General features: G+C 42.1%; 28 protein-coding genes. 12 read left to right on the top strand and 16 right to left on the bottom strand.

Annotated elements, in window-relative coordinates:
• Nucleotides 1-163: 163 nt before the first annotated feature.
• On the bottom strand, nt 164-1,030 hold the full coding sequence (locus HG267_RS17970) for a DUF4435 domain-containing protein (protein ID WP_045868995.1): 867 nt from the start codon (nt 1,028-1,030) through the stop codon (nt 164-166).
• Nucleotides 1,027-2,349 carry an AAA family ATPase gene (locus HG267_RS17975; protein ID WP_045868994.1) on the bottom strand — a complete coding sequence of 441 codons (1,323 nt, stop codon included), beginning with the start codon at nt 2,347-2,349 and terminating at the stop codon, nt 1,027-1,029. The genes HG267_RS17970 and HG267_RS17975 overlap by 4 nt, the downstream gene beginning before the upstream one ends.
• A gap of 357 nt (nt 2,350-2,706) precedes the next feature.
• Between HG267_RS17975 and HG267_RS17980 the strand changes: the two genes are divergently transcribed.
• The 3 genes from HG267_RS17980 (at nt 2,707) to HG267_RS17990 (ending at nt 4,180) form a co-directional block, all read left to right on the top strand.
• Nucleotides 2,707-3,453 (top strand): dienelactone hydrolase family protein, encoded by a 747-nt coding sequence (locus tag HG267_RS17980; RefSeq protein WP_045868993.1) that lies wholly within the window; start codon nt 2,707-2,709, stop codon nt 3,451-3,453.
• Nucleotides 3,454-3,631: 178 nt separating this feature from the next.
• A complete protein-coding gene (locus tag HG267_RS17985) occupies nt 3,632-4,027 on the top strand; it encodes a hypothetical protein (protein ID WP_045868992.1) in 396 nt (131 codons plus the stop codon).
• An 18-nt stretch (nt 4,028-4,045) separates the two neighbouring features.
• The gene (locus tag HG267_RS17990; RefSeq protein ID WP_255325169.1) at nt 4,046-4,180 is read left to right on the top strand and encodes a hypothetical protein; all 135 of its coding nucleotides are present in this window, start codon (nt 4,046-4,048) and stop codon (nt 4,178-4,180) included.
• A 1-nt stretch (nt 4,181) separates the two neighbouring features.
• Here HG267_RS17990 and HG267_RS17995 read toward each other — a convergent pair whose 3' ends face one another.
• From HG267_RS17995 to HG267_RS18005, 3 genes are all read right to left on the bottom strand, one after another.
• The gene (locus HG267_RS17995) at nt 4,182-4,385 is read right to left on the bottom strand and encodes a hypothetical protein (RefSeq protein ID WP_045868991.1); all 204 of its coding nucleotides are present in this window, start codon (nt 4,383-4,385) and stop codon (nt 4,182-4,184) included.
• A gap of 591 nt (nt 4,386-4,976) precedes the next feature.
• The gene (locus HG267_RS18000; protein WP_045868990.1) at nt 4,977-5,198 is read right to left on the bottom strand and encodes a hypothetical protein; all 222 of its coding nucleotides are present in this window, start codon (nt 5,196-5,198) and stop codon (nt 4,977-4,979) included.
• Between the two features lie 336 nt (nt 5,199-5,534).
• Nucleotides 5,535-5,996 (bottom strand): Spy/CpxP family protein refolding chaperone, encoded by a 462-nt coding sequence (locus HG267_RS18005; RefSeq protein ID WP_052335114.1) that lies wholly within the window; start codon nt 5,994-5,996, stop codon nt 5,535-5,537.
• Nucleotides 5,997-7,209: 1,213 nt separating this feature from the next.
• On the opposite strand from HG267_RS18005, the gene psbA reads away from it, so the two are divergent.
• Nucleotides 7,210-8,292 (top strand): photosystem II q(b) protein, encoded by a 1,083-nt coding sequence (psbA, locus tag HG267_RS18010; RefSeq protein WP_194007948.1) that lies wholly within the window; start codon nt 7,210-7,212, stop codon nt 8,290-8,292.
• 245 nt (nt 8,293-8,537) lie between these two features.
• Nucleotides 8,538-8,687, top strand: coding sequence for a hypothetical protein (locus tag HG267_RS18015; RefSeq protein ID WP_155538944.1), 150 nt, complete (start codon nt 8,538-8,540; stop codon nt 8,685-8,687).
• Between the two features lie 168 nt (nt 8,688-8,855).
• Here HG267_RS18015 and HG267_RS18020 read toward each other — a convergent pair whose 3' ends face one another.
• Complete coding sequence (locus HG267_RS18020; RefSeq protein WP_045867857.1) at nt 8,856-9,806, bottom strand: class I SAM-dependent methyltransferase; 951 nt, start codon at nt 9,804-9,806, stop codon at nt 8,856-8,858.
• A 382-nt stretch (nt 9,807-10,188) separates the two neighbouring features.
• Between HG267_RS18020 and HG267_RS18025 the strand changes: the two genes are divergently transcribed.
• Nucleotides 10,189-10,464 (top strand): type II toxin-antitoxin system prevent-host-death family antitoxin, encoded by a 276-nt coding sequence (locus HG267_RS18025; RefSeq protein WP_045867856.1) that lies wholly within the window; start codon nt 10,189-10,191, stop codon nt 10,462-10,464.
• 22 nt (nt 10,465-10,486) lie between these two features.
• Here HG267_RS18025 and HG267_RS18030 read toward each other — a convergent pair whose 3' ends face one another.
• Nucleotides 10,487-10,732 carry a type II toxin-antitoxin system ParD family antitoxin gene (locus HG267_RS18030; protein WP_045867855.1) on the bottom strand — a complete coding sequence of 82 codons (246 nt, stop codon included), beginning with the start codon at nt 10,730-10,732 and terminating at the stop codon, nt 10,487-10,489.
• 320 nt (nt 10,733-11,052) lie between these two features.
• Between HG267_RS18030 and HG267_RS18035 the strand changes: the two genes are divergently transcribed.
• The 4 genes from HG267_RS18035 to sppA all read left to right on the top strand — a co-directional run bounded on the left by HG267_RS18035 (nt 11,053) and on the right by sppA (nt 15,816).
• Complete coding sequence (locus HG267_RS18035; protein WP_194007958.1) at nt 11,053-12,399, top strand: GTP-binding protein; 1,347 nt, start codon at nt 11,053-11,055, stop codon at nt 12,397-12,399.
• Nucleotides 12,389-12,640, top strand: a complete 252-nt coding sequence (locus HG267_RS18040; RefSeq protein ID WP_052335041.1) for a hypothetical protein — start codon at nt 12,389-12,391, stop codon at nt 12,638-12,640. Before HG267_RS18035 ends, HG267_RS18040 begins: the two co-directional genes overlap by 11 nt.
• A complete protein-coding gene (gene fni, locus HG267_RS18045; RefSeq protein ID WP_045867853.1) occupies nt 12,637-13,686 on the top strand; it encodes a type 2 isopentenyl-diphosphate Delta-isomerase in 1,050 nt (349 codons plus the stop codon). Before HG267_RS18040 ends, fni begins: the two co-directional genes overlap by 4 nt.
• 297 nt (nt 13,687-13,983) lie before the next feature.
• Entirely contained in the window at nt 13,984-15,816 is a 1,833-nt protein-coding gene (gene sppA, locus HG267_RS18050; RefSeq protein ID WP_045867852.1) for a signal peptide peptidase SppA, read from the top strand.
• Nucleotides 15,817-16,240: 424 nt separating this feature from the next.
• Here the strand turns inward: sppA and HG267_RS18055 are convergent, their stop codons facing one another.
• From HG267_RS18055 to HG267_RS18090, 8 genes are all read right to left on the bottom strand, one after another.
• Nucleotides 16,241-16,588 carry a hypothetical protein gene (locus HG267_RS18055; protein WP_063749805.1) on the bottom strand — a complete coding sequence of 116 codons (348 nt, stop codon included), beginning with the start codon at nt 16,586-16,588 and terminating at the stop codon, nt 16,241-16,243.
• Nucleotides 16,573-18,915 (bottom strand): AAA family ATPase, encoded by a 2,343-nt coding sequence (locus HG267_RS18060; protein ID WP_045867851.1) that lies wholly within the window; start codon nt 18,913-18,915, stop codon nt 16,573-16,575. Before HG267_RS18060 ends, HG267_RS18055 begins: the two co-directional genes overlap by 16 nt.
• Nucleotides 18,916-19,007: 92 nt before the next feature.
• The gene (locus HG267_RS18065; RefSeq protein WP_155538942.1) at nt 19,008-19,160 is read right to left on the bottom strand and encodes a hypothetical protein; all 153 of its coding nucleotides are present in this window, start codon (nt 19,158-19,160) and stop codon (nt 19,008-19,010) included.
• 40 nt (nt 19,161-19,200) lie between these two features.
• Nucleotides 19,201-19,488 carry a GIY-YIG nuclease family protein gene (locus HG267_RS18070; RefSeq protein WP_045867850.1) on the bottom strand — a complete coding sequence of 96 codons (288 nt, stop codon included), beginning with the start codon at nt 19,486-19,488 and terminating at the stop codon, nt 19,201-19,203.
• Nucleotides 19,489-19,654: 166 nt separating this feature from the next.
• The gene (locus HG267_RS18075) at nt 19,655-19,828 is read right to left on the bottom strand and encodes a hypothetical protein (protein ID WP_155538940.1); all 174 of its coding nucleotides are present in this window, start codon (nt 19,826-19,828) and stop codon (nt 19,655-19,657) included.
• A 111-nt stretch (nt 19,829-19,939) separates the two neighbouring features.
• Complete coding sequence (locus tag HG267_RS18080; RefSeq protein WP_045867849.1) at nt 19,940-21,046, bottom strand: ATP-binding protein; 1,107 nt, start codon at nt 21,044-21,046, stop codon at nt 19,940-19,942.
• Nucleotides 21,047-21,254: 208 nt separating this feature from the next.
• Nucleotides 21,255-21,890 (bottom strand): chemotaxis protein CheB, encoded by a 636-nt coding sequence (locus HG267_RS18085; RefSeq protein WP_045867848.1) that lies wholly within the window; start codon nt 21,888-21,890, stop codon nt 21,255-21,257.
• Between the two features lie 481 nt (nt 21,891-22,371).
• Nucleotides 22,372-23,658, bottom strand: coding sequence for a glycosyltransferase (locus tag HG267_RS18090; protein WP_045867847.1), 1,287 nt, complete (start codon nt 23,656-23,658; stop codon nt 22,372-22,374).
• 175 nt (nt 23,659-23,833) lie between these two features.
• On the opposite strand from HG267_RS18090, the gene HG267_RS18095 reads away from it, so the two are divergent.
• Both HG267_RS18095 and HG267_RS18100 read left to right on the top strand, forming a co-directional pair.
• A complete protein-coding gene (locus tag HG267_RS18095; protein ID WP_045867846.1) occupies nt 23,834-24,109 on the top strand; it encodes a BrnT family toxin in 276 nt (91 codons plus the stop codon).
• Nucleotides 24,072-24,347, top strand: coding sequence for a BrnA antitoxin family protein (locus HG267_RS18100; protein ID WP_045867845.1), 276 nt, complete (start codon nt 24,072-24,074; stop codon nt 24,345-24,347). The genes HG267_RS18095 and HG267_RS18100 overlap by 38 nt, the downstream gene beginning before the upstream one ends.
• Here HG267_RS18100 and HG267_RS41935 read toward each other — a convergent pair.
• On the bottom strand, nt 24,307-24,450 hold the full coding sequence (locus tag HG267_RS41935) for a hypothetical protein (RefSeq protein WP_168160926.1): 144 nt from the start codon (nt 24,448-24,450) through the stop codon (nt 24,307-24,309). The genes HG267_RS18100 and HG267_RS41935 overlap by 41 nt on opposite strands.
• Nucleotides 24,451-24,455 lie beyond the last annotated feature (5 nt).

Raw genomic sequence — 24,455 nt, forward strand, 5'->3', positions numbered from 1 at the left:
CCCCACAAGAAAAATTATTGTAATATTTTAGCCTTGCCACCCTACTACATATATTGTTTTCAGCCGATACATTAACAATGTAGGGCGATACATTAACAATGTCAGTCCATGCGCTCAATCGCTCATAATGACATTGTGTAACAGGCGGTATAAAGTGCGATCGCTATATATTATTTTGCAAAACTTTAAATGGCTGATTGTTACTTTCCCATAACCGAATCTCTACATAGAGATTTGTTTGACGAAAATATACTGCTTCATAAGCCAGACGCAAATTACGCTCAAGGCTGATTGGTTCAACATCAGCAGCTTTATTTGAGCCAATTGTTTTGCGTAAACTGAGTGACAATAGTTCTACCAGGTCATGTCCACAGCAAACTTGCCAAGGATCATAGCTCTTGTTCTTCTCTATACTTAGCCGTTGTTGTAGCTCTTCATCTTTCAACGAGAAAGCTTGTGATTTATTTTTCACTTCTCGAATTAGTTTAAGTTCATCAATTTGCAGCGTCTGCTCGTTAATGAATCTGCTAAATATAATACCGTCAAAAGCAAGGTTTAAACTATCACACTGAGATATCCAAAGTAAATAACCCAACGGTATCGCAGTTTCGAGTAATGTTAATCTGATGTCTCGTTTAAATTGACTGATTTTCTCTTCCGAACCAAACTCAGCAACTACTTTGTCCAATGCTGGTGACTGAATTAGCATAGTTTCCAGATCATGGGTATCGGTGCGAAGTAGATTAGAACTGCTGTGTGGCGAAGAACTAAGACGATCAAAGTCTGCATCCACAATTGCTAGAACTCCAAGAAAACTGGATTTCTCTAAAATTTCCAGCACAGCAATCACACGCAGTTTACTCGATGGCTTTCCCGAAACGGTGATTAGCTTACAAGCTAATGGATCAACAAAGCGCTCGTAAAAAGTTTTATCTGAACCACCTTCTACTAATAAAAAAGTTCCTGAATGAGTACTTCTGAGTAATCTAATTTTATTGGCATCACGGTCAACTGAAAGAAAATCTCTCACTTTTCTGGCCCTTTCAGTTCAACTGTCAAATCCCAGCGATCCTGAATGATATCTGGTGAATGAGTAGCCATCATAATATCTAAATCTGCCAGTTTTGTGATTTCTTGTAAATCCTTTAAAAATTGAATTTGCCAACCTACATGAAGAGATAATTCAGGCTCATCAATTAAGACCAAAGAATTAGGCTGCACTTTAAATAGTAGTTCATATAAAAGAACTAGTTCATGTTGCTCACCAGATGACAAATCTGTTGGTGAAAGCAATTTTGAATTAGATACATGAGAGTTATAACTTGTTGTGATAATAAATCCCTTGTCTTTACTAAAATTTATCTCTTTGTAAGAGTAAGCAAACTTATTATTAATAATTTTCCTTAATAACTCAATTTTGTTGGCTATTTCAGCAAAAACACTCAGCTTTTTTTCTACATCTCCAACATATACAGACAAAGCATTTTTAGTGCTTTCATCTATATCTTGAGGCTGGATTTGAAATTCTGTATCTTCATCTTTATCCAAAAGACCAACTTCGATCAGGCGAGAACGTGTTGCTTCAAGCTTGTTTAGTTGATGACGAAGTTGTTCATCTGTTAACTCGGCAGATGGCTGGTGCTTCACCACTCTCAAAGGAAAAGTTCTATCAAGAGATTGAGATATTATACCGTATTCTTTAAATTTATCTTGCATTAGTTTAGCAAGTTCATCAGAGTAGACAGACACAGTAGACAATATTGGTAGCGTTTCACGCTCTTCTTTGGAATAAGAATTAGTAACTAAGTTAAGCAACCGTTGTGATTCAATGAGACGAATATGAATGTTTTTCTTCAAATTATCCAGCCAATCAGGCTCTTCCTTTGATTTGAGTTTTGTAGGCAATAACTCATTATAAGCAGACCATATTTCTTCAGAATATTTTTGAGGATAGGCTTGTTCTCTTTGCGATATTGAACCAACAGAATAAATTATTTTAGAGAGTTTATAGTTATTAGGTTTTTGGGTTTTTACCTGATAAGATACTTGCTCATAATTAGGTTTGCACAGAGTAAACACAATATTATTATCATAATCTTCTCCATCATCGACATTTTTTATAATTTCAACACTACTACTATCATCAAATTCAACTTGAAATTTTATAAAAGGGATATCTATCAAGTCAGAGTACTGCGAGTTTAAAAAACTATTTAAAATTCTCAATATTGCTGTTTTACCAAAACCATTTGGCCCATGAATGATTGTAATTCTTTCATCCATGTTCAATGGAATCACATGGTCAAAAATTCCAAATAAGCCATTGACGGAAATTTGCTTAATTCTCATGGTTATTGAGTCCTATAGCCATTGGCTTTGTGAACTTAATTGTACCTTCTATTCTCTTTTACAGAATTAGAAGAGGCACAAATTTACATTTTTTGTATTTGTATTTGATTTGGATGTGCATAAGTTTATAAAGCTTGCACTAAAAGTATATGTATCAATAGAAACACTCATTTTGTCAAATTAAGAGAATTACGGCAAAAATGACAAATCAAGATACCAGCTTGAGCATCACAGAGTTTTTCCCTATTATTGCCTTAATTTTCCATGCTGTGATTGCGGTTTCCTGAATACAGAATCATGGTAATTTGTTTGCCACAATTAGCGTGACCCAGGCATTTTTGATGGTGGAGATAACCAGTGCAAATAGTTAAACGCAATGTTGAGTTAAGAGTTGATGACAGTTTAATGCGCGTTTATGTCGCATCTCCCAAACCCAGCGGAACCTATCCAGGGATTGTATTTTATAGTGATATTTATCAGTTAGGCGGTGCAATGATTCGTCTTGTCAACTACCTGGCTGGTTTTGGCTATGTAGTTGCAGCACCAGAAATTTTTCACCGCACTGAAGTCATTGGTCATGTGATTGAGCCAGATGATTTAGGGAGAATGCGGGGTAATGACAATGCACGCCGCACTGCGATCGCAGCTTATGATGCAGATACTCGTGCTGTGATTGATTTTCTGAAAGCTGACAGTGCTGTTGCTCCCACAAAAATCGGCACTCTCGGCTTTTGTATTGGCGGTCACTTAGCCTTTCGCGCCGCCTTTGAAAGTGAAATGAAAGCAGTAGCTTGTTGTTACCCTACAGGCATTCCTAGTGGTAAATTAGGTCAGGGAGTCGCTGATACAATCTCACGCGTAGCAGAAATCACAGGCGAAATGCTCATGATATTTGGCACCCTTGACCCTCATATTCCAGAAAATGACCGTCACACTTTAATCACAGCAATTACCAACGCTGGTATCCCGCATCAAGTTCTCTTATATGAAGCAGAACATACTTTCATGCGTGACGACGGTTATCGCTATGATTCCGCCGCCGCAACCTCCGCTTGGTCAGCAATCACCACTTTCTTTGAACGCATATTTGCAACTATAAATTAACCCCCTCTTTCCCCTTTCCCCCTTCCCCCTTCCCCATTCCCCCCACCCCTTGAAGACTGCTTGACTGCTAGGATTATTTGCAATTAAGGTAGTGTTTCAACAGCGATCGCTGTGATTAACCTTACATCTACCCAGTGAGTAATCAAGTAAAAACTACCAAAAAATCAGGGGCAAAACATTGAAACAAGAGCAAATCATCCTGGGAAGCATCACCGCTACAGTATCCGCAATTGGGCTGGGATATTTAGGCACACAATATTTGAATCAAAACACAATGTATACTGTTGCTGGTGCCATGATGGGACTGGGTGCAACAGTACAAATTCGGCAACTCAAGCCCAAATCTAAACCGCCAACACCAAGGTTACTATTATTACCGGCTGCTTCATCAATTCCTGTGCATGATGAACCACAGCCACAGCTCATGCAACCACTTTTTCAGCCCATAGAACAAAGTGTTGAGCAGCATAGTGAGATTATTGAACTTGAGCCGAGTACAGAAGTTATAGAAGTTAGATCGGAAGTCGATCCAGTAATAGAACGCTTTCTGAAACTGGGTTTGGAAGAATTTTAAGATTTGAGGGACTAGGGATTGGCGACTGGGGATTGGGGACAAATGCTGAACACCGAATACCAAACTTGCTTGTTCGTGTTGAGTAATTTAGAGTTGGCGATCGCACTCAACACCGAACAAGCCGAACTTTCAACAGAAAAATGTCGGCTTTGAGCTACATTTCACCACCAATCACTTCTAAAGGAATCTCCTCGGGATTGCCAATTAGATGCCAAAACAGCGTAATATCTCCTGCAGCATTGGCAATAAACTGTAATTTCTCCGTTGTCGCACCATTATTCATCTCAACTAAAAAATTTTTAGCTGCGAGAATTGTGCTTTCTTCTCTCAAGGTTTTCCACTCGGCTTTTTTAACCATCTTTACCCCAAAAGATTCAAAAAATTCAATTTAAATTTATTTTTATAATGCTCAAAATACTCTTGAGTTCGCATCAACCTTGAGTATCATGTCTACTGGCCGTAAGTCTTATTAAATACTTCTTTGTTTTACATATCACCTCTAAAAACATGCGACAACAACGCATCGCGCAGGTACGCGATCGCTTGATGTTTATAAAATTAGTATTAGAATTGACTGATATACAACTTACCAGAAAAGTGTCCAATAGCACAATAACTGCATACCCATCGTCAAATTGTTGGTTGAGCGTTTGCTCCTAGGTCTCTTAAGTAAGCTAAACCAAATCTAGTGTCATCATCTGAAACTGTATATTTTTTGTCGGGTGGGCATCTTGCCCGCCCAATATATGCAAATTAAATGTGGAACGGCTTATCACTAACATCAGTTGCGACACACACCTCAATTTCACCGCAAAAACCAGAAAAACTCTCACTATAAAAGTGAGAGTTTAAACGCACGCAATTGTTGTTTAGACTATGAGTTATCAGAGTAATGGGAATAAAGCAAAATACAGGTAACTTGCTTTAAATTTTTCTCACTTCAGCAAGATTAAATTCTGACATAGTGAGCCGGAACCCATTTGCGGCCATATCTTGTTTGTTCCCAATGTCCAGGAATTAACTTTTGGTGAACAACTGGACGTGGGCGAACAACAACATTATTGTGACGAACAGTTGGTCTCACAATAATTTGTGCCGCAGAAGCTTGCGAAGGTAAAGACGCAATTGCAAATGGTAAAGCTAGTAGTGAACCCAAAATAATACGTTTCATAATTGAATCTCCTGTCAATTGATTTGAATTTGATGTTCTACAGTTCTGCTAAATAATCTTGAATAATATTTTCAGGAAATTAACAGTATCAATCATTTAATTTCCTAAAAATATCTCAAAGCAACAACTTAGTTTTCAAAGTAATTTAGCTGTATTCAAATTTATTTAGTTTTCCTGTATGCTTTAATTCTAGAATATTAAATATCTGGTTTTTTAGGAAGAAAGTCATATTTATCCCATTATAAAAGTCATATTTAATGTCTAATTAAATAAAAAAAGGTGAGCAAATCAATGCCCACCAATAACACCTCACATATCAAATTAAAGTTTTAGAGTTCAATTGGATGAGCCTTGCCTCCTAGAACCGCGATGTTGTTGCAATTTGGCTTTTTGCTCTGGGGTAAGAATCGCTTGAAATTGTTGTCTTTGATTCCGTTGAATTTCGCGAATCTTTTGTTTTTGCTCTGCTGATAAATTGAGCGATCGCAGTACTCTGAATTGCTGACCCTGACTAGCAGATTTAAATTTTTCTTGCTGTTCAGGAGTTAAAACAGCCAGTATTTTGGCTTGGGTTTGCTCACCTATCTGTTTCGCTTGGGCTTTTTGTGCGTCAGTTAAATTTAGGTCAGCTATTCTCTCTAAGGGTGTAGATACGTTTGTTGCAGCCCCATCACTTGTATTTTCAGTAGAATTATTTGGAGCCACCGAGTTACTTGGTGATGATAATTGACAACCCGCAGTTAAAATCGCGATCGTCACTGCACCTAATAACAGCTTGAAATTAAATTTATACTCCATAAATATATCTCCTTTAGAAATGGAAATAAATTAAAGCAACGTAATTCTTATAAGACTATATTCGATTTCTGCCATAAACTTCTCTGCATACTTATACTAATTTTAAAACATCCTCTAACAGATTGTAGGGTGCCGCCTTCTAGAATATATTGATGTGTCGCCAACATTATTTGACTTGGTATTATTTACTAAATCCCCCTAGAGCAAACAACAGATACTCTATATTTCATGAGCCAGTATATAGGCTTGTCTCAAAAATCAAACCTGATGCTTATTTGTGCGTTTATAGACAGATAGATAGCTCCAAAAGACGCATAAATAATTTCAAATTATTTACCAAGAATATTTACACCTGTTGAAGCTCTGTGATTACTAACAGATTTAGACTCAAATAATAAATTCAATTACTTATTAACGCTTATTTATTTAAAAAATAATCATGACAATAGTAATGAATATAACCATGACTTTTTTCACAAAATTAAATTCTCAATTTTTATCAATCAAATTTATACTGATGCCGATTTCAAAAATAATGTGAAAAACACAGTCTATTTCAGGTCAATAAGTTACGCAGGTATGGGCATGGCAGTGCCTTGAGGAGCATCCCAATTTTGCAAATTCATCAAATTAAAACTAGTCATTGCGAATGGAGTGTAAAGCCTTCTCCTCTCTTGGAAGAAGGGTAGCAATCACAAAGTCTAGCTGCTGGGATTGCTCTCTTCATTACATTACGCTGTGCAATGACAAAATATGTTTTTACACATTTGGGATGCTCCCCTGCCCATACGTGTCAACTTAAGCTAAAAGCGATATAGGGCGGGCGTTGTACAAATACCTTGCGCCCTCATCCCCTAACCCCTTCTCCCCGAGGAGAAGGGGAACTAAATCTCTTGCGCCCTTCTCCCACAGGGAGAAGGGCTGGGGGTGAGGGCGAAACCTTGCACAAGAGCGGGTTTCACGTTAAGTTCACACCAATGTCCCCTGCCTTACCCCTAACAATCTGTCGCATTTTTTTTCAAATTGGTATTAAACTTTGAATTACTAATTAGTTAACTAGTAATAATTTTAACTTTAATATAAGTAAAACTAATTAGTTATATAAGTTTTACAAAACTAGTAGTACTTGATTAACTTTTGTAAATGAGTATAAAGTATTGTTACAGACGCAAACCCGTCTGATTCATAAATCACTAATCGCATTCATAAAACAATGACAGCAACCTTACAACAGCGCAAGAGCGCTAACGTATGGGATCGCTTCTGCGAATGGATTACCAGCACCAATAACCGTTTATACATCGGTTGGTTCGGTGTCCTCATGATCCCAACCCTACTAGCTGCAACCGCTTGCTTCGTAATCGCCTTCATCGCAGCGCCTCCAGTAGACATCGATGGTATCCGTGAACCTGTTGCAGGTTCCTTAATCTACGGAAACAACATCGTCTCTGGTGCAGTTGTTCCTTCTTCCAACGCTATTGGTTTGCACTTCTACCCCATCTGGGAAGCAGCTTCCTTAGATGAGTGGTTGTACAACGGCGGCCCTTACCAATTGGTAATTTTCCACTTCTTAATCGGCGTATTCTGCTACCTCGGTCGTGAGTGGGAATTGTCTTACCGCTTGGGTATGCGTCCTTGGATCTGCCTAGCATTCTCTGCACCAGTAGCAGCAGCAACAGCAGTATTCTTGATCTACCCCATTGGTCAAGGTTCATTCTCCGATGGTATGCCTTTGGGTATCTCTGGTACCTTCAACTTCATGATCGTGTTCCAAGCAGAACACAACATCCTCATGCACCCCTTCCACATGTTAGGTGTGGCTGGTGTATTCGGCGGTAGCTTGTTCTCCGCAATGCACGGTTCTTTGGTAACCTCCTCCTTGGTTCGTGAAACCACCGAGAACGAATCTCAAAACTACGGTTACAAGTTCGGTCAAGAGGAAGAAACCTACAACATCGTAGCTGCACACGGTTACTTTGGTCGTCTAATCTTCCAATACGCATCCTTCAACAACAGCCGATCTCTACACTTCTTCTTGGCTGCATGGCCTGTAGTCGGTATCTGGTTCACCGCGTTGGGCGTAAGCACAATGGCGTTCAACTTGAACGGTTTCAACTTCAACCAATCAGTGATTGATTCTCAAGGTCGTGTAGTTAACACCTGGGCTGATATCATCAACCGCGCTAACTTGGGTATGGAAGTTATGCACGAGCGTAACGCTCACAACTTCCCCTTAGACTTGGCTGCTGGTGAGCAAGCACCTGTTGCACTAACTGCTCCTGCTATCAACGGCTAATTTCTGAGACAAAAGTAATAGCTTCTCTGTGAATTGAAAGCGCCCTCCCAATTGGGAGGGCGCTTTTTCTGTGTATTGATGTTGCGATCGCATCGCAAAACTCATACCAAATCCAATAATGATGAATTTCCAGCGTTATAGACCAAAAAACCCCTGGTAAGCAGGGGAGAAATCAACTCTAGGAGGTCTTTACTTATTTACCCATCAGCCCATGTTGGCAAGTTTATGCAAAATTGGAAAAAGTTTTGGGGATTGGGGATTGGGGACTGGGGATTGGGGACTGGGGACTGGGGACTGGGGACTGGGGATTGGGGATTGGGGATTGGGGATTGGGGATTGGGGACTGGGGATTGGGGATTGGGGATTGGGGAACTCGGGGCCCCCTCTGGGGATAAGGGGTAATTGGGGATTGGGGAAATTCAGAGGGTTAGGGAACTTCCAGAAATTAAATTACCCCTTTTTGGCAGCGAAGACCATCATTGTATTATTCTTCCTCTGCTTCCTCTGCTTCCTCTGCTCCCATAGCTTACCAAAGCGATTGGTTATTTTTTTATGTGGAATCCCTAAGCGGGTTTTTTGGCTACGATGGTGCGATGGCGAGGATCGCTGGCTACGGTAATTGGTTGAGCAAAGCCGACTGACTGCAATGTGGCTTCAATATTAAAAGTGTAGTATTCATCGCTCCAGGGTTCGGTGCTTTTCATTAATGTAAATAGAACTGGTGGCAGGTTTTGAATGACGCTGGATTTTGGGTTATTATCTACCAGTGCGATCGCACCACCAGGTCGCAGTAGTCGCAAAGCTTCTGCGAAAATTGCTTGACTAGCATACCCAGGAAGTTCATGAGTCACAAACTGGAGCGTGACTAAATCAAAAGAGTTATCTGGTAGCCCTGTATTTTCAGCTTGGGCGTGTATCCACTCGGATATCTCATGATTGACATCGCGTTTGCGGGCGACGGTGAGCATATAAGGTGATAAATCCAGCCCCACTGTCCGCACTGGATGACTCTGCTTTTGTTGGTAGTAGCGGTGTAAGGCTTGAGTGGAAATACCCACTGAGCAACCTATATCGAGAATATCTCTTACTTCTTGCGGCCCATATTTGGCGAGAACTTCGTGAAAACTACCTCTGAGCCTTGCATGAGCTACTTCCCATGTTAAGTTTTCTTTCGGCCAAACCCGCAACGCCATTGCGTAGGTAGCTGGTTCTGTTTCAAAAGCAGCATCCCAGCAAAGATTACCTTCATTGTAGGCGTGGAAAGGTACTTGATAGTAGTCAGGATAAACAACATTGGGGTTAGTCACCTCCGCCATTTGCTGTTTGACTCCCGATGATTTGAGCGCCTCGTAGTTTTTGCGCCAGGGAACACCATTTTTCTCAGCAGTTTTGATGAGTACTTTCCTGGCTTGCTGCTTCATCAATTGATAGATGGGTTTTGTTTGGATCAAGAGATTGACAAACTTGGAGAGTGTATCTTCTCCCGCCCAGTCTGGTTTTAGCTTGTTGTTCATCGGCTTGCAAAAATAGAGGCAAGATAACTAAGTAGACAGGTGGAAACCAAGATAATTATCAGGTTTATCAGTTGCCTATGGTCATTAAATAAAACTGAGCAACCTGAAAACTGCGATCGCCTGAGGTTACATTGGTTTATCGCTATATGCTTATGTATTTTATTTTTTGGGAGTACCAAATTTCGTGAATATTAGTAACGCACAACAAGCTTTGGCGATTTTACTCGACTAAATACAAAAATAATTAATCGCCTTGGTGAGCAGAGGGAGCAGGGGAGCAGAGGAAGCAGAGGAGGAAGAAGACAATCAATTATGTCTTTATTAGGTGATTAGTGGGTAAAACAGTAAAATAGAGTTAAGAAATTGTGCTTAAGTTGTTAAGATGCAACAATTTTCGATTAAAGAAATCCAAACTATCCATAGTGAAGTATTAAATCAAGCTGCTGTTGAGCCTGTTTTACTCACAGAAGAGTCGCAGCCTAGCTATGTAATTATGTCGGTGGAAAACTACGAGCAATTAATGAACCGACTTACTCAATTAGAAGATTTAATTTTAGGTCAACAAGCCCAAACCGCACTCGCAAATTCGCGGATGGTTGGAACGGAAACTTTTACAGCAGAACTCAAGCGTCTGACTGCGCTTGATGTGCGTAGTTGAGAATATGGACGCTGCACGAAAGCTAACGCAAATTGGCTCGAATTTGAGCCATTGCAGTTGAGCCTTCAACAACTTCACCCCGTTGAGATGCTTCTAACCCAATCTGTGCTGCTTGTTGCAGCTCTTGTAGTCGTCCTTGATAGATATCTTCTTGTTGTTCTAGAAGTTTTATCCCTGCAAGAATCACTTCGATGGCGTTTTGATACTTCCCGCTAGTAATTTGGCGTTGTACCAAGGCTTCTACTTCAGGTGGCAAAAAGATTTGCATGGATTTTTTAGGAGTAGGAGTAGTTTCAATACTTGTCGGTTAAGGGTAAAAGGGGAAGGGGAAAAAGGGCAAGAAAAAACCTTTAACCCTTACCCTTTAACCTTTTCCCCAAACCCAATTCCGAGTTGAAAATCCTTAACCGAGCAGTATTGGGAGTAGTTTTAATTTTAAGCGATCGCTCTGCCAACGCCTCCGGCAAAAGCACTTCTCCCCAAAAACCAAACCAGCTTTGTGAACTTTCATAACAAGGAGCGATGAGAATTTAGCGCAAAATAGAGATGTAATTTGTTCTCAATTTCACCTTGACTGAAGCCAATCCAGTGCGTAATTTGCAAGAAACTCATTTAAACCGTGCGCGTGCTAGTCTCCGACAAGCGTTGTCTTGGTATGGATATCTTCGCAAGTCAGGACAGCTTGCATCTAATCCAGAATTGGCGGGTTTGGTAAAGCCAGAATTGGAGGCTTTGAGTACCACACTCAACAAACTAGACTCAAATGTGATTAAAATTGCGGCTTTTGGTTTGGTGAGTCGGGGAAAGTCGGCGGTGTTGAATGCTTTATTAGGGGACAAGGTTCTACAAACTGGCCCTTTAAATGGCGTGACGCAATGGCCCCGTTCTGTGCGCTGGCAACCAGGAGGTAAGGTACAGGTAGAATTAATTGATACACCTGGATTGGATGAAATTGAAGGCGAATCACGAGCGCAAATGGCAACAGAAGTAGCGCGCCAAGCCGATTTAATTTTGTTTGTAGTCTCTGGTGATATTACGCGCACAGAGTATGAAGCGCTACTAGATTTACGCCAAGCCCAAAAGCCCCTAATTTTAGTATTTAACAAAATCGACCTATACCCAGATACAGATAGAGCCAAGATTTACCAGAATTTGCAACAGTTGGGTGCTGGACATCCTGAAGCCGAGCCTTTGTTACCCGATGAGATTGTCATGGTAGCGGCGGAACCAGCACCAATGGAAGTGCGGGTTGAGTGGCCTGATGGAAGTGTAACTTATGAATGGGAGACACCACCCACCCAAGTAGATGAACTCAAACAGACAATATTAAATATTCTCAACCGTGAAGGGCGATCGCTGTTAGCGTTAAATGCACTCATCCAAGCAAGGGAAGCAGAAGCCGCGATCGCTCAAAAAACTATCGACTTACGCCAACGAGAAGCCGAAGAGATTATTTGGCAGTTTACCAAATACAAGGCTTTGGTAGTCGGACTCAACCCCATCGCCGTGTTAGATATTTTAGGCGGTGCTATTGCCGATTTACTATTAATTCGTTCCCTAGCGCGGTTGTATGGTTTACCCATCACTAGCTATGAAGCTGGGAAAATCTTAAAAACGATTTTATTAAGTTCTGGGGGCTTATTGCTGAGTGAATTAGGCAGTAGCTTTTTATTCGGTTTAGGCAAAAGTACTGCAGCCCTAGCTAGCGGTGACAATCCCATCAATATTACCGCCTCCGCCGGCAGTGCGATCGCCCAAGCCGGAATCGCCGGTTATGGAGCCTATGCTGTAGGAAAAGCCGCACAAGTGTACCTAGAAAACGGCTGCACCTGGGGACAATTAGGCGCTAACACCGTCATTCAAGAAATTCTTTCCCAAGTCGAGCCGAACACGATTGTTTATCGCTTACGCCAGGAGTTAGGGGGTGGGGGATGAGGGAGATGAGGGGGATGAGGGGGATGAGGGGGATGAGGGGGATGAGGGGGATGAGGGAGATGAGGGAGATGAGGGGGATGAGGGGGATGAGGGGGATGAGGGAGATGAGGGAGATGAGGGAGATGAGGAAGCAGGAAAGAAATTACAATTACCAATTACCAATTACCAATTACCATTCCCTATAATCCCTGAGGCTGTAACAATAGTGATGGCAACAGCTTGGATTATGATCTACCAGTGAACGTTCCTACCAGCATCTCGGCACAAACTCAGTCTCGGAAAGCTGAACATATTCGTATCTGTTTAGAAGAAGATGTTCAATGTCACGAAATAACTAGTGGATTGGAACGCTATCGTTTCAGCCATTCTTGTTTACCAGAATTAGACCGCAATGATATTGATATCAGTACTAATTTCTTGGGAAAACAGCTAGGCGCGCCTCTGTTAATTTCTTCTATGACAGGGGGAACTGAAGAAGCGGGAATTATTAACCGCCGCTTGGCAGAAGTGGCTCAAGAGTACAAAATTGCTATGGGTGTGGGTTCTCAGCGTGTAGCGGTGGAGAAACCCCAGGTGGCTGATACTTTTGCGGTTCGCAAGTATGCTCCTGATGTGTTGTTACTGGCGAATTTGGGGGCTGTGCAACTTAACTATAAATATGGTTTGGCTGAATGTCTGCGCGTCATCGAGATTTTAGAAGCTGATGCTTTGATTTTGCACCTCAACCCTCTACAAGAATGCATTCAATCCAAGGGAGATACGAATTTTCGCGGACTGCTTGACAAGATATGTATATTGTGCAATGAACTGCCAGTGCCAGTGATTGTCAAGGAAGTAGGTAATGGAATTTCTGCAGTTATGGCGGAAAAATTGCTAGCGGCGGGAGTTAAGGCGATTGATGTGGCGGGTGCAGGGGGTACATCTTGGGCTAAGGTGGAAAGCGAACGGGCGGATAATGCTTTGCAACGTCGTTTAGGTAAGACTTTTGCTGATTGGGGTTTACCAACGGCCGATTGTATTACAGCAATTCGTGCGATCGCACCAGATGTACCATTAATCGCTTCGGGTGGGTTGCGTCATGGCTTGGATGTCGCAAAAGCGATCGCACTGGGAGCAGATATCGCTGGTTTAGCAATGCCATTTTTGCAAGCAGCAGCTTTATCCGAAGCCGCAGTGAAGGATTTAGTTGAGGTATTAATTGCTGAAATTACAACAGTTTTATTCTGTACTGGTAACGCAACTTTAGAACAATTAAAGCTTTCTGGAAGTTTACAACGGATACAATAGTAACCACGTATGTAACACACAGATGGAAATTTTCAGGGTGAATTGTAGGGGACTGGGGATTAGGGACTGGGGATTGGGGACTGGGGATTGGGGACTGGGGATTGGGGAACTCGGGGCCCCCTCTGGGGATAAGGGGTAATGGGGATTGGGGATTAGGGACTGGGGACTGGGGATTGGGGACTGGGGAAAGGAATTTTTAGCCCTTGGTTTTTCCATGAGGGTCTATCTTAACAAGTTTTGCGTTATTTATAGTTCATCATTCATATTTCATACTTCATACTTCAGCCTTCATACTCTATGCGTACTTTTGTTCAACAAACCTTTGCCAGCTTGGTTGGCAGCTTATTAGGACTTATTATTTTTAGTGGTATTGGTACTACTGGACTATTTTTATTGCTATTTGCTGCTGCTAGTTCTAAAGATACGGGGCCGGAAGTCAAAGATAAATCTATGATTGTTTTTGACTTATCAATGAACATCACCGATGGCGAACCAAAAACTGATGGCTTTATTGAGAAGGTAGTCTCAGGTGTAGAAGAAAACAGAATGGGACTTCGCAGCGTTTTGGATACCTTAGAAAAGGCGCGACGCGATCCAAGAATTGTAGGTATTTATCTAGATGCAAGCCAGGCGGGAAGTAATGGTGCAGGTTATGCATCCTTAAAGGAAATTCGCCAAGAATTGCAGCAGTTCCGTGCGGCGGGGAAAAAGGTAATAGCTTATGGTAAAGACTGGGACGAAAAAGATTATTATCTCAGTTCCGTAGCCGATACTGTTGTGCTGAATCCCTTGGGGATGATGGAAGTTAACGGTTTAAGTTCTCAGCCGATGTTTCTGGCTGGTGCATTAGAGAAATATGGGATTGGGGTACAGGTGGTGCGCGTCGGGAAATTTAAAGGCGCAGTCGAACCCTTTATTTTGAAACAACTGAGTCCAGAAAACCGCGAACAAACGCAGAAATTGTTAGATGATGTTTGGCGAGAATGGCGCGTTGCTGTGGGTGGAAGTCGCAAAATGGGCGCAGACAAATTACAGGCGATCGCAGATAATCAAGCAGTATTAGAAGCACCACAAGCCAAGTCTAATGGTTTAGTAGATCGGGTAGCTTATCTTGATGAAGTGGTAAGCGATTTGAAAAAATTAACCGATAGCGATAAAGATGATAAAACCTTCCGCCAAATTAGCCTCAGTGAATACGCCCAAGTTCCTGGGAAAACATTGGGTGTAGAACGCAAATCCAAAAATAAAATTGCTGTAGTCTATGCAGAAGGCGAGATAGTTGATGGTAAAGGTGGCGATGGTGAAGTAGGAGGCGATCGCTATGCGAAAATCTTCAACAAACTCCGCCAAGACGATGATATCAAAGCTGTGATTTTGCGAGTTAATAGTCCTGGTGGTAGCGCTACAGCCGCCGAAGTCATGCAACGCGAAGTGCGATTAACTCGTCAAGTCAAACCAGTAGTAGTTTCTATGGGAGATGTCGCCGCCTCTGGTGGTTACTGGATAGCTAGCGATTCTAACCGGATTTTTGCTGAACCCAATACTATTACAGGTTCCATTGGCGTATTTGGTTTACTATTCAACGGACAAAAATTAGCCAATGATCATGGTGTTACCTGGGATTCTGTGAAAACTGGACGTTATGCTGATAGTCAAACGGTTTCGCGTCCCAAATCACCCGAAGAGTTAGCACTTTATCAGCGCAGTGTTAACCGCATTTACAATATGTTCCTCAATAAAGTATCTCAAGGTCGCAAACTCCCAGGAACCAGAGTAGCAGAAATTGCCCAAGGTAGAGTTTGGTCTGGTACAGCCGCCAAAGAAATTGGTTTAGTCGATGAAATTGGCGGATTGAGTGCAGCGATAGAATATGCAGCCAAACAAGCAAAACTCGGCAAAGATTGGCAAGTCAAAGAATATCCCCAAAATAGCAGCTTTGAAGAACGCTTTTTTGGCATATCCACCCAAGAAGCGCGCAGTGTTTTAGGAATTCCCAAGGCGCAGGTAAAACAATCCAATCCCCTCACCGCCGAATTTGCCAAACTCCAAGAGGAATTATCAGTTATGCAAAAAATGAACGATCCCCAAGGAGTCTACGCACGTTTACCATTTAACCTCAAAATTGAGTAGTTGGCATTTGTCATTGGTTATTGGGTAATTGGTAATTGGTAATAGCAGGGGATGCGTAGGGTGTGTTGTCGCCCAGTGGTGTCAACTTAACGTAAAACCCTCTTTGTTGCAAGGTTTCGCCCTCACCCCCAGCCCCTCTCCCGCCGGGAGAGGGGAGCAAGAGATTTAATTCCCCTTCTCCTGGGGGAGAAGGGGTTAGGGGATGAGGGTGTGAGGTATTTGTACAATGCCCGCCCTATATCGCTTTTAGCTGAAGTTGGCACCACTGGGCACTGCCATGTCCTCTAGAATATATTGATAGGTCGCCAACATTATTTGATATTGTACAGTTTTGAAAAAAGAACGCGACTAATGGGTAGGGCACGGCACCAGTAAGATATTTGATATGCCAAAAGATTGTGGATGCCATGCCCCTACAAAGAATTTATCTGTCGCCAACATTATTTGATTTGGTATTAGCTGATCGTTGGCGGTGCGTTACTGTAGAAACTTGCGCCTCAACGTTTTCAGGTTCTGCTTGAGTTGTAGAAACTTCCGTTAAAGCTGTAGGAACTTCAGCTTTAACATTTCCGTGTTCCGCGCAAGCTGTAGGAACTTCAGCTTTAACATTTCCGTGTTCCGCGCAAGCTGTAGGAACTTCAGCTTTAACATTTCCGTGTTTCGCGCAAGCTGTAGAAACTTCAGCTTTAACGTTTCCGTGTTCCGCGCAAGTTGTAGGAACTTCAGCTTTAACATTTCCGTGTTCCGCGCAAGTTGTTACAGAGTAAACCAACGGCGAATCAACTCCACACTAAAGCCATAATCTTGCCCAATTTCCTCAATCAACTCCCTTTGCAGCAGCAACTTGAGAGTCTGATCAGCATTAGGAAACAGTTGCGATATAGCTTGAATATTCACCATCGCCCCTTCCCCTTGGGCTGCAATGAAGCGTAAAATTCCCCTACCATGATCATCTACTTGGTTATTTTGAATATCAGCGAAGAAGAAACCGCCACTTTTAAAAGCTTCGGGAATTGCTGCTTCTACATCAGCTAAAGTCGCCAACCTGCGAACAGAGGGGTCTTGCTCATTTTTGAGGGCGATAATTTCTGCACAAAGTAGTTGTATCAAAAACGGGTGACAACGGGTAAGTTGCAAAACTCGCTCAACCGCGTCAGGTTCATAGCGTAGGGTAAAATCTTTTACAGGGCGTTCAATGAGTTGTCGCGCTTCTGCTTCTTTCAGGTATGAGATATGCACTACCTGCACATTAATGAGATAACTAGCCCAGCGTTGATATTCTTCAATTGTATGGGAACCAGCTAGCAACACCTTAAATCGGGGACGATGTTGGATGAGGTGACGCAGCATTCCTAGAATATCTTGCTCATCAAAGCGTCCTTTGGTTATGGCACTGTCTAGCACCTCGAACTCATCTAGCATTAGCAAGGCGGTATTTTCTTCAAGTACCTGTTCTACTGTATCTAGCCATTCGTCAAAGCTGGTAAAGGGGTCAGAGGTTAGCTCTTCGCGGGTGAGGGGTGGTAGGGTAACACCTTGCTGTTTTGCTGATTTCACCATTTCTCTTGTCAGATTGTAGAGAAAACCTGCGTGGTTGCTAGCTGATGAGGGTGCGCCTTGCAAGTCTACAAACATGGGGATGATGGTATTAGGTAGCAGCTTTCCTAAGTTATTGAGTAGAGAAGTTTTACCCATACGCCGCTGACCGTAGAGTAGCAAAGGTGGACGACGGCGGTCTAGAAGTAATTGCTCAATGCGTGTACCAATGTCATTACGACCTGTGAAAATTCCTTGCTCTAGTGTAATGGGATTACCAGTAATGTAAGGTGAGTCAATTTCTTGAAGGAGTTCGGTAGCTTTTGCCAGTTCTTCTGTATGCTTGGCTATGATTTCACGCCAACTTTTGGCAATGGGACGGAAACGGATTGTGTATTTGTCGCTACTGCGAGTAAATTCCTGCAAGTTTACGTCTAAACGGTCAATGATAGGACTGAGGGCTAGGCGTTTGTTGTAAGTAGTTGTTTGATTCAGTGCAGCATTCACATCTTCGCTGATACGACTGAAAATGTTAAGTAGAGTGCGAACTGGGCTTTCAAGTTCGCCATTTGCCAATCTATGATGAACTTGACGGATAGCATCTACATCGCCGCAGTTTTCTAAACTTCTAGCATCCAGTTCAATTTGGACTGCTTGAACTGCCCAGCGTTGATGACTGGTACTCAAGTATTCTAAGGCTGCTTTTCCTTCAACTGGGTTATTTTCGATGACAAAAAGCAGATACTCATCTAAGCCCAATAGATGTAAACGCTGCCATTCATCCCAGAATGCAGAGTGATAGCGAAATACACAAGGACTTTTAGCATTACGTATTTTGTCTAATCTGAAGAGTCGATAATTCCATACTGTGAGAAATGGAAAGGATAAGAAAGGTCGCCATGAGTGAATAGTTAAACCCAAGCCTACTGCCAAGCCGAATACCAAACCTACCGCCAAGCCTCCCACCAAGCCTACCGCCAAGCCGAATGCCAAGCCTACCCCCAAGCCAAACGTCAAGCCTGTCACCAAGCTTACCGCCCAGCCTACCGCCAAGCCAAACGTCCAACCGAACGCCAAGCCAAACGTCAAGCCGAACGCTAAGCCAAACGCTAAGACAAACACCAAGCCAAACGTCCAAGCAAATGCCAAGATAAACGCCAAGCCGAACGCCAAGACAAACGCCAAGCCTACCGCCAAGCCGAACACCAAGCCCACTACCAAGCCTACCGCCAAGCCGAACGGTACGCTAATAAATATAGTTGCAGTTGGTGTACCTAATGCCCACAGCACCAAACCCAGCAGTAAGTTAACCAGGATAGGTAAGATGATATATCCCTGGATAAAAAGTCTCCACAGAGCAAGATTTCGCCATCTTCCTTGTCCTATAAAGGTAATTAAAGAGATATCGGTGTCTAACGTTGAGTCAATGCGTTTGAGGTGGTTACGCCAGGCTGCAGGACGGAAGAAGAGCCAAAACAGCAGTTGTAGGCTACCCAGTATCAAGTTAGGGTGCTGTTGCGGTGCATTGGTGTAGGCGTTGTGGGGTATGTTTGGCGATGCCATAGTTTCCCGGTTCGGGTTGACGCTGTAATTAACTATGTCATTGTGAATGTAGCATTAGCGCAGTCAAGTGCAAAGACTGAGATTGCTTCGCTTCACTTCGTTCCGCTCGCAATGACAGATTTTTTGTCATTGCGAATGGAGCGACAGCGCAATGAAGCAATCTCCTCTATGTGATCGCCTTGAGATAGCTGCACTGCGATCGCAATGACAAAGAGTCCGTCATTGCGAATGGAGCGACAGCGCAATGAAGCAACCTCCTCTCAGTGCGATCGCCTAACCTATAATCTACAATTCCTCATATAAATCTTTCCATTCATTATTTACACCATTAACTAAATCAATCTTCTTTTGCCTAGAGCCAGCTTTAATCTGCTTTTCTCTACTAATCGCTGTATAGGCATCGTCAAAAATTTCGTAATAAACTAATTTGGTAATATTGTATTTTTTAGTAAATCCCTCTATCAATTTCGATTTATGTTCGTAAACTCTTCTTTGTAAATCGTTGGTTACTCCTGTATAAAGCACATTATTATATTTATTTGTCATAATGTACAGATAATATTGTTGATTCATTTATTTGTGCAAAATATCTAATAATTTTCACAATATTAACTGCGTAGATAATGTATTGTCATTGCGAATGGAGCGTCAGCGGAATGAAGCAATCGCCTCGATGCGATCACCTTGGGATTGCTTCGCTGCGCTCGCAATGACAACGTGAGTTATTGTGAATGTAGCATCAGCAGAATAACACAATCTCCTTGATGCGATCGCCTTGGGATTGCTTCGCTGCGCTCGCAATGACAAAGAGTCTGTCATTGCGAATGGAGCGATAGCGGAATAAAGCAATCTCCTCCCATGCGATCGCCCTGGGATTGCTTCGCTGCGCTCGCAATAACAAAGAGTCCGTCATTGCGAATGTAGCGATAGCGGAATGAAGCAATCTCCTCTCATGCGATCGCAATAACATTGTGTAATTAATTATGTTTAATTATTTACTCTTGATAATTACGAAAAAGCATTTTCAGCCCTCCTTTTCTTTATCTAGCAAATTAGCAAATGGCTGAAGCTGTATTAAAGCTTCTTCTCGCCAATTTTCATCTTCCTCACCTTCTTCTAAAGTAAATAATCTTTCCCTACAGAGAATTTGTAATAAAATTGGCAAACGCTGACTTTGATTGAAAATCCACTCTACATCCTCAGCATCAAAAGGAATGGGGGAACTGGCTATTAATTCTCGCGCTTCTGCTTCTGTCAATGCTCCTAAATATGCGGTGTAGCCAAAAATATTAAAGAAGGGTGAACTATGTCCGGTACTGTACGCCAGTTCAATTGGTGATTCTGGAGTAGCTAAGATAAACGCCAGATTTCCGCCTGTGTGGTTAGTCGCTAAGGAACGCAAGCTTTCCCAAAATCCATCATCTAATTCTGGACAGCGTTGCAATCCCACGCCAATTTCATCTAATAAAATGACTGTGGGTTGATGCAAGTTACTGCTGACTACATCCATAAAATAATCTAAGTCGCAAGGGTTTGGTATTTGCAGTTTCAAGGATTCTAAAATGTACTTGAGCAATCCTTCGCGATTCTGCATTCTTGCGTCTTGCAAGTCTATGAAAATCCACTGATAACTTTCTGGATTTGGTAGCCAATCAGACTTTTGATTAAGACGTAGCTGTGATGCTGGGGTGGTGGTGATATTTTTGAGGTAATGTAGCAGAGATGTTTTACCACTGCGCTTTTTACCGATGATGGCGGCGTTTTGCAGGGGATGGCGTTTGAGTAAGTGGAAGAGGCGTTTTAGTTCTTTCTCGCGTCCAAAAAAGTGACGTGGTTGAGTAATGGGTGAGCCAGTAATGAAGGGTGAGGCTTCGCCGTTGGTTGGCTGGGGTGTAGATGGTTGAGTTTCTAGTTCTTTGGATGCAATTTCTTGCCAATTTAATCCCAACTTGTCGCTAAGTTCTACAAAATTGAGATAATCGACAGGTTTACCGCTCAGAAAGTTTTTAACGGTGGATAGAGAAATTCCTGAATCAGCAGCCAATGACTGCTGGCTGGGATAGCCATTCCGCAAAGGTGCTGACTTAACTGTTTTAATATACTCTGGAGCTACCCGAAGCGATCGCGCCATTACGCCTCATCTGTTCATACCAATTCACAGTTAATTGTAGAGTAGCAAGTGCGACAGCATCATGGGCTAAACTCAACCAAGACTACAAATCACCTGATAAATCCGCTAAAAGTCAACTATCTCTCAGCTAAGTTCTCGTCTATTGACCAATTTCAATAGATTGTAGAGTTAATTGCGAGGGCAAGCAAAATGGATAACCAAAACCAAGTTAATACACAACAGGTAACAGATACAAATAGCAGCACTGTAGATCTACATTACCCGAAGCCACAGCAGTACTTGGCATCCCACCGACTTTTGCCGAGCTTTGGCACTGGGCAAAAGTAATACCACCAGCATCTTTGATATGTTCTAGCCCCCGTGCACCATCGCCATCACTCCCCGATAGTACTACGCCAATTGCTTTACTTCCCCGCTCCTCTGCTAAGGAAATTAAGAAAGCATCTACTGACATAAACAACCCATAGATTCTACCCCGAGGGGCCAAGTTCAGCACTCCCTGAGCAATAGTCATCTTGGCATTAGGCGGAATCACGTACACATGATTCGGTTCCACAACCATGCCATTCTGCACTTCTACTACAGGCATTTCGGTTGAGCGTGAGAGAATCTCGCTTAACAGACTTTTTTGGTTAGGACTCAAGTGCTGCACTATGACAAATGCCATCCCAGTATCATTGGGTAAATGATTCAGCAATTCTGTGAAAGCTTCTATTCCACCCGCAGAAGCACCCATCCCCACAATCGGAAATAATTCATCTTGATTATTCTCCTGCTCATTATTTGAAGATTGAGCAGATGGGGACTTGGCTGGAGATTTTTTAGCAGACCGCTTAGAGTTCATTATGTGAGCAGTGTACGTTGGGATGTTACATAAAGTTAGCGCTTGCTTGCCTACTGCTCCCACAAGTGGAATAAGCTTTAGTTTTAAGCAATCACAACAATAGATTTTGTTTCGCGTTATCAGAGATTAGCCCGAACAACTAGCCAAAATTTGAGTGTACCAGCGATAATATAGCAATGCGATTTAATTTATAAAACTATTTATCTAAGCAGGTAACTTTTAACAGGGAACCAAAAATAAATAATTAAACTCTACTGATTTTTTTGAGAAATCAAATATGAGTTAAATATGTATGTAAAATGTTGTTTATGTACATTTAGTAAATATTACTTGAATCCATAAATTAATTGATTCCCTCGTTAGGCAGAACTTTGCAGCGTTGCAACAGAAGCGATGAAGAAGCGCGATGAACAGACGCGATGAAGAGATGCAATTAAAAGACGCGATGAATCGCGTCTCTACAAGGTTTATACTTCCTCTGCTAAGTTTTTCTCTGATGCTCAGTTTTAATCCAGTGCGATCGCGGTTTTTGGAAACATAACTTGAAGGTGGTAACAATCATCGCGGGAATCCAATGCATCATGTAAATTGAACCTTGGATAGTTGCCCAAAGTAAAGACCATCCGCGTAAATTTTGATATTGATAAATTCCGGCGATAAAAGCCACTGTGAGAATAATGCTGAGTAAGGTTTGTAGGGGTAATAAAACAGGGCGATCGCTTTTTAAAATTGTCCACAATAAATCAGGTATCAGCCCAATAGGAAGTAAAAATTGCAAGAGAAAAAATAAGAGTAAATCAATAGATTTATTCCAGCCCAAAGTTAGAATTTGCGGAAAATAATCGAGGTAACGCTGATAGCCACCTTCCGCCCAGCGACAATGTTGCGGCCATAAGTTTTGCCAAGTTGTTACCGCTTCTTCTTGAATTGTGGCAAAGGTAACAAACTCAATTTCTGTACCTAATAAATACAATTTAAAACAGAGATCCAAATCATCAGTAACAGTGTCTTCACTCCAACCTTGACACCTTGCGAGTAATTCTCGCCGCACTAACATTCCATTACCCCGCAGTTCCGACATTCCTCCAATAGCAATGCGATGAGTTTGCAAAAAGCTATCGCAATTCATCTCCATTTGCTGACAACGAGTTAAGAAATTAGCCTCTGCATTCATAATTGCTTTTCGCACCTGTACAGCACCAACACCAGGTTTCTGAAACACAGGTACAGTTGCCATGAGAAAATTAGCAGGAAGCAGCGCATCCGCATCGCAAACTAAGATAATTTCTCCTCGCGTCAAAGGAAAAACCGCATTTAGCGCCCCCGATTTACCACCTTTTGATTCCCGTTGATGAACTTGTAGCGTTGGGAATTCAGCTTGTAATTGCTGCAAAATCTGGGGTGTTGCGTCTGTACTACCGTCATCAATCACCCAAATATCCAGGCGATCGCGCGGATAATTTAATTCATATAAACTGTAAACTAAATCAGCTAAGACAGCACTTTCATTTTTAGCCGGAATTAAAATTGATACCTGCGGTAAATCAGCATCACTCTCAATTACCAAAGGCGCAGGTTTTACTATCAGCATTCGCAGAGTTTGCACAGCCAAAGTTGCTGTTAAACCTACCATCAACCATTGCGCTTGTGGTAGCCAATGCAACAAAATGACAAAACCCCACACCAGTAATAATACTAGAGTTGCCTTTAAACGGCGATCGCGATGAGCGCTAATATCTTTCCTGGGCTGATAGATGCTTTTTCCCACTGTTTAGCAATTATCTTCAGTTTGGATATATATTATACTGACTTTTCCCTTTATCTTTGTTATGGAGGTTTTTTCTTGCCCCTTTTCCCCTTCCCCTTTTGCCCTTAACCGATAAGTATTGGAACGGTAACGACAATTTGTAACTACAATAGGATATTGTAGCTGTCGTTCAGTTATGGAATATAAATGGGATGAAGCAAAACGTCTTGCTAATCTTCATAAACACGGCATCGATTTTACCGATGTTCCATCTGTATTTGATGGCGATATCATAACAGTTGAGGACGATCGCTACAATTATGGAGAGCAGCGTTTTGTCACATTCGGTTTGTTGCAAGGGCGAGTTATTGCCGTTGTCCATACAGAACGTGAGGATTGTACCCGTATTATTTCTGCAAGAAAGGCGACGAAATATGAACAACGAACCTACTTCGAGCAACTCTCAAACTGATTGGCAACGACTGGATGCAATGAGCGATGAAGATATTGATTTATCAGAATGCCCAGAGATTACACCGGAAATGTTTGCTAAGGCAATTGTGAGACGGGGTTTACCTGCTACAAAAACCAAGTCTCAAGTTACACTTCGCATCGATAGCGATGTATTGGAGTGGTTTAAGTCCCAAGGGCGAGGCTATCAAACACAAATCAATCAATTGCTACGAGCGTATATGGAAGCACACCAATAATCCGTTTGGGTAAGACCAATTTCAGTAACGTCATTGGTGTAGTGCGAACCACATCACTGTAAATAATTGGCGGACGAACATAACGGCTATCGTAACTTTGCACCCAGC

The organism is Tolypothrix sp. PCC 7601, assembly GCF_025677855.1.
Classification (GTDB): Bacteria; Cyanobacteriota; Cyanobacteriia; order Cyanobacteriales; family Nostocaceae; genus Aulosira; species Aulosira diplosiphon.

What these genes read in the sequence shown, in the direction of transcription:
- HG267_RS17975 (WP_045868994.1), bottom strand. Translation starts at nt 2,349, where the DNA reads ATGAGAATTAAGCAAATTTCCGTCAATGGCTTATTTGGAATTTTTGAC.
- HG267_RS17995 (WP_045868991.1), bottom strand. Translation starts at nt 4,385, where the DNA reads ATGGTTAAAAAAGCCGAGTGGAAAACCTTGAGAGAAGAAAGCACAATT.
- HG267_RS18000 (WP_045868990.1), bottom strand. Translation starts at nt 5,198, where the DNA reads ATGAAACGTATTATTTTGGGTTCACTACTAGCTTTACCATTTGCAATT.
- HG267_RS18005 (WP_052335114.1), bottom strand. Translation starts at nt 5,996, where the DNA reads ATGGAGTATAAATTTAATTTCAAGCTGTTATTAGGTGCAGTGACGATC.
- psbA (WP_194007948.1), top strand. Translation starts at nt 7,210, where the DNA reads ATGACAGCAACCTTACAACAGCGCAAGAGCGCTAACGTATGGGATCGC.
- HG267_RS18020 (WP_045867857.1), bottom strand. Translation starts at nt 9,806, where the DNA reads ATGAACAACAAGCTAAAACCAGACTGGGCGGGAGAAGATACACTCTCC.
- HG267_RS18025 (WP_045867856.1), top strand. Translation starts at nt 10,189, where the DNA reads ATGCAACAATTTTCGATTAAAGAAATCCAAACTATCCATAGTGAAGTA.
- HG267_RS18030 (WP_045867855.1), bottom strand. Translation starts at nt 10,732, where the DNA reads ATGCAAATCTTTTTGCCACCTGAAGTAGAAGCCTTGGTACAACGCCAA.
- sppA (WP_045867852.1), top strand. Translation starts at nt 13,984, where the DNA reads ATGCGTACTTTTGTTCAACAAACCTTTGCCAGCTTGGTTGGCAGCTTA.
- HG267_RS18060 (WP_045867851.1), bottom strand. Translation starts at nt 18,915, where the DNA reads ATGGCATCGCCAAACATACCCCACAACGCCTACACCAATGCACCGCAA.
- HG267_RS18070 (WP_045867850.1), bottom strand. Translation starts at nt 19,488, where the DNA reads ATGAATCAACAATATTATCTGTACATTATGACAAATAAATATAATAAT.
- HG267_RS18075 (WP_155538940.1), bottom strand. Translation starts at nt 19,828, where the DNA reads ATGACGGACTCTTTGTTATTGCGAGCGCAGCGAAGCAATCCCAGGGCG.
- HG267_RS18080 (WP_045867849.1), bottom strand. Translation starts at nt 21,046, where the DNA reads ATGGCGCGATCGCTTCGGGTAGCTCCAGAGTATATTAAAACAGTTAAG.
- HG267_RS18085 (WP_045867848.1), bottom strand. Translation starts at nt 21,890, where the DNA reads ATGAACTCTAAGCGGTCTGCTAAAAAATCTCCAGCCAAGTCCCCATCT.
- HG267_RS18095 (WP_045867846.1), top strand. Translation starts at nt 23,834, where the DNA reads ATGGAATATAAATGGGATGAAGCAAAACGTCTTGCTAATCTTCATAAA.
- HG267_RS18100 (WP_045867845.1), top strand. Translation starts at nt 24,072, where the DNA reads ATGAACAACGAACCTACTTCGAGCAACTCTCAAACTGATTGGCAACGA.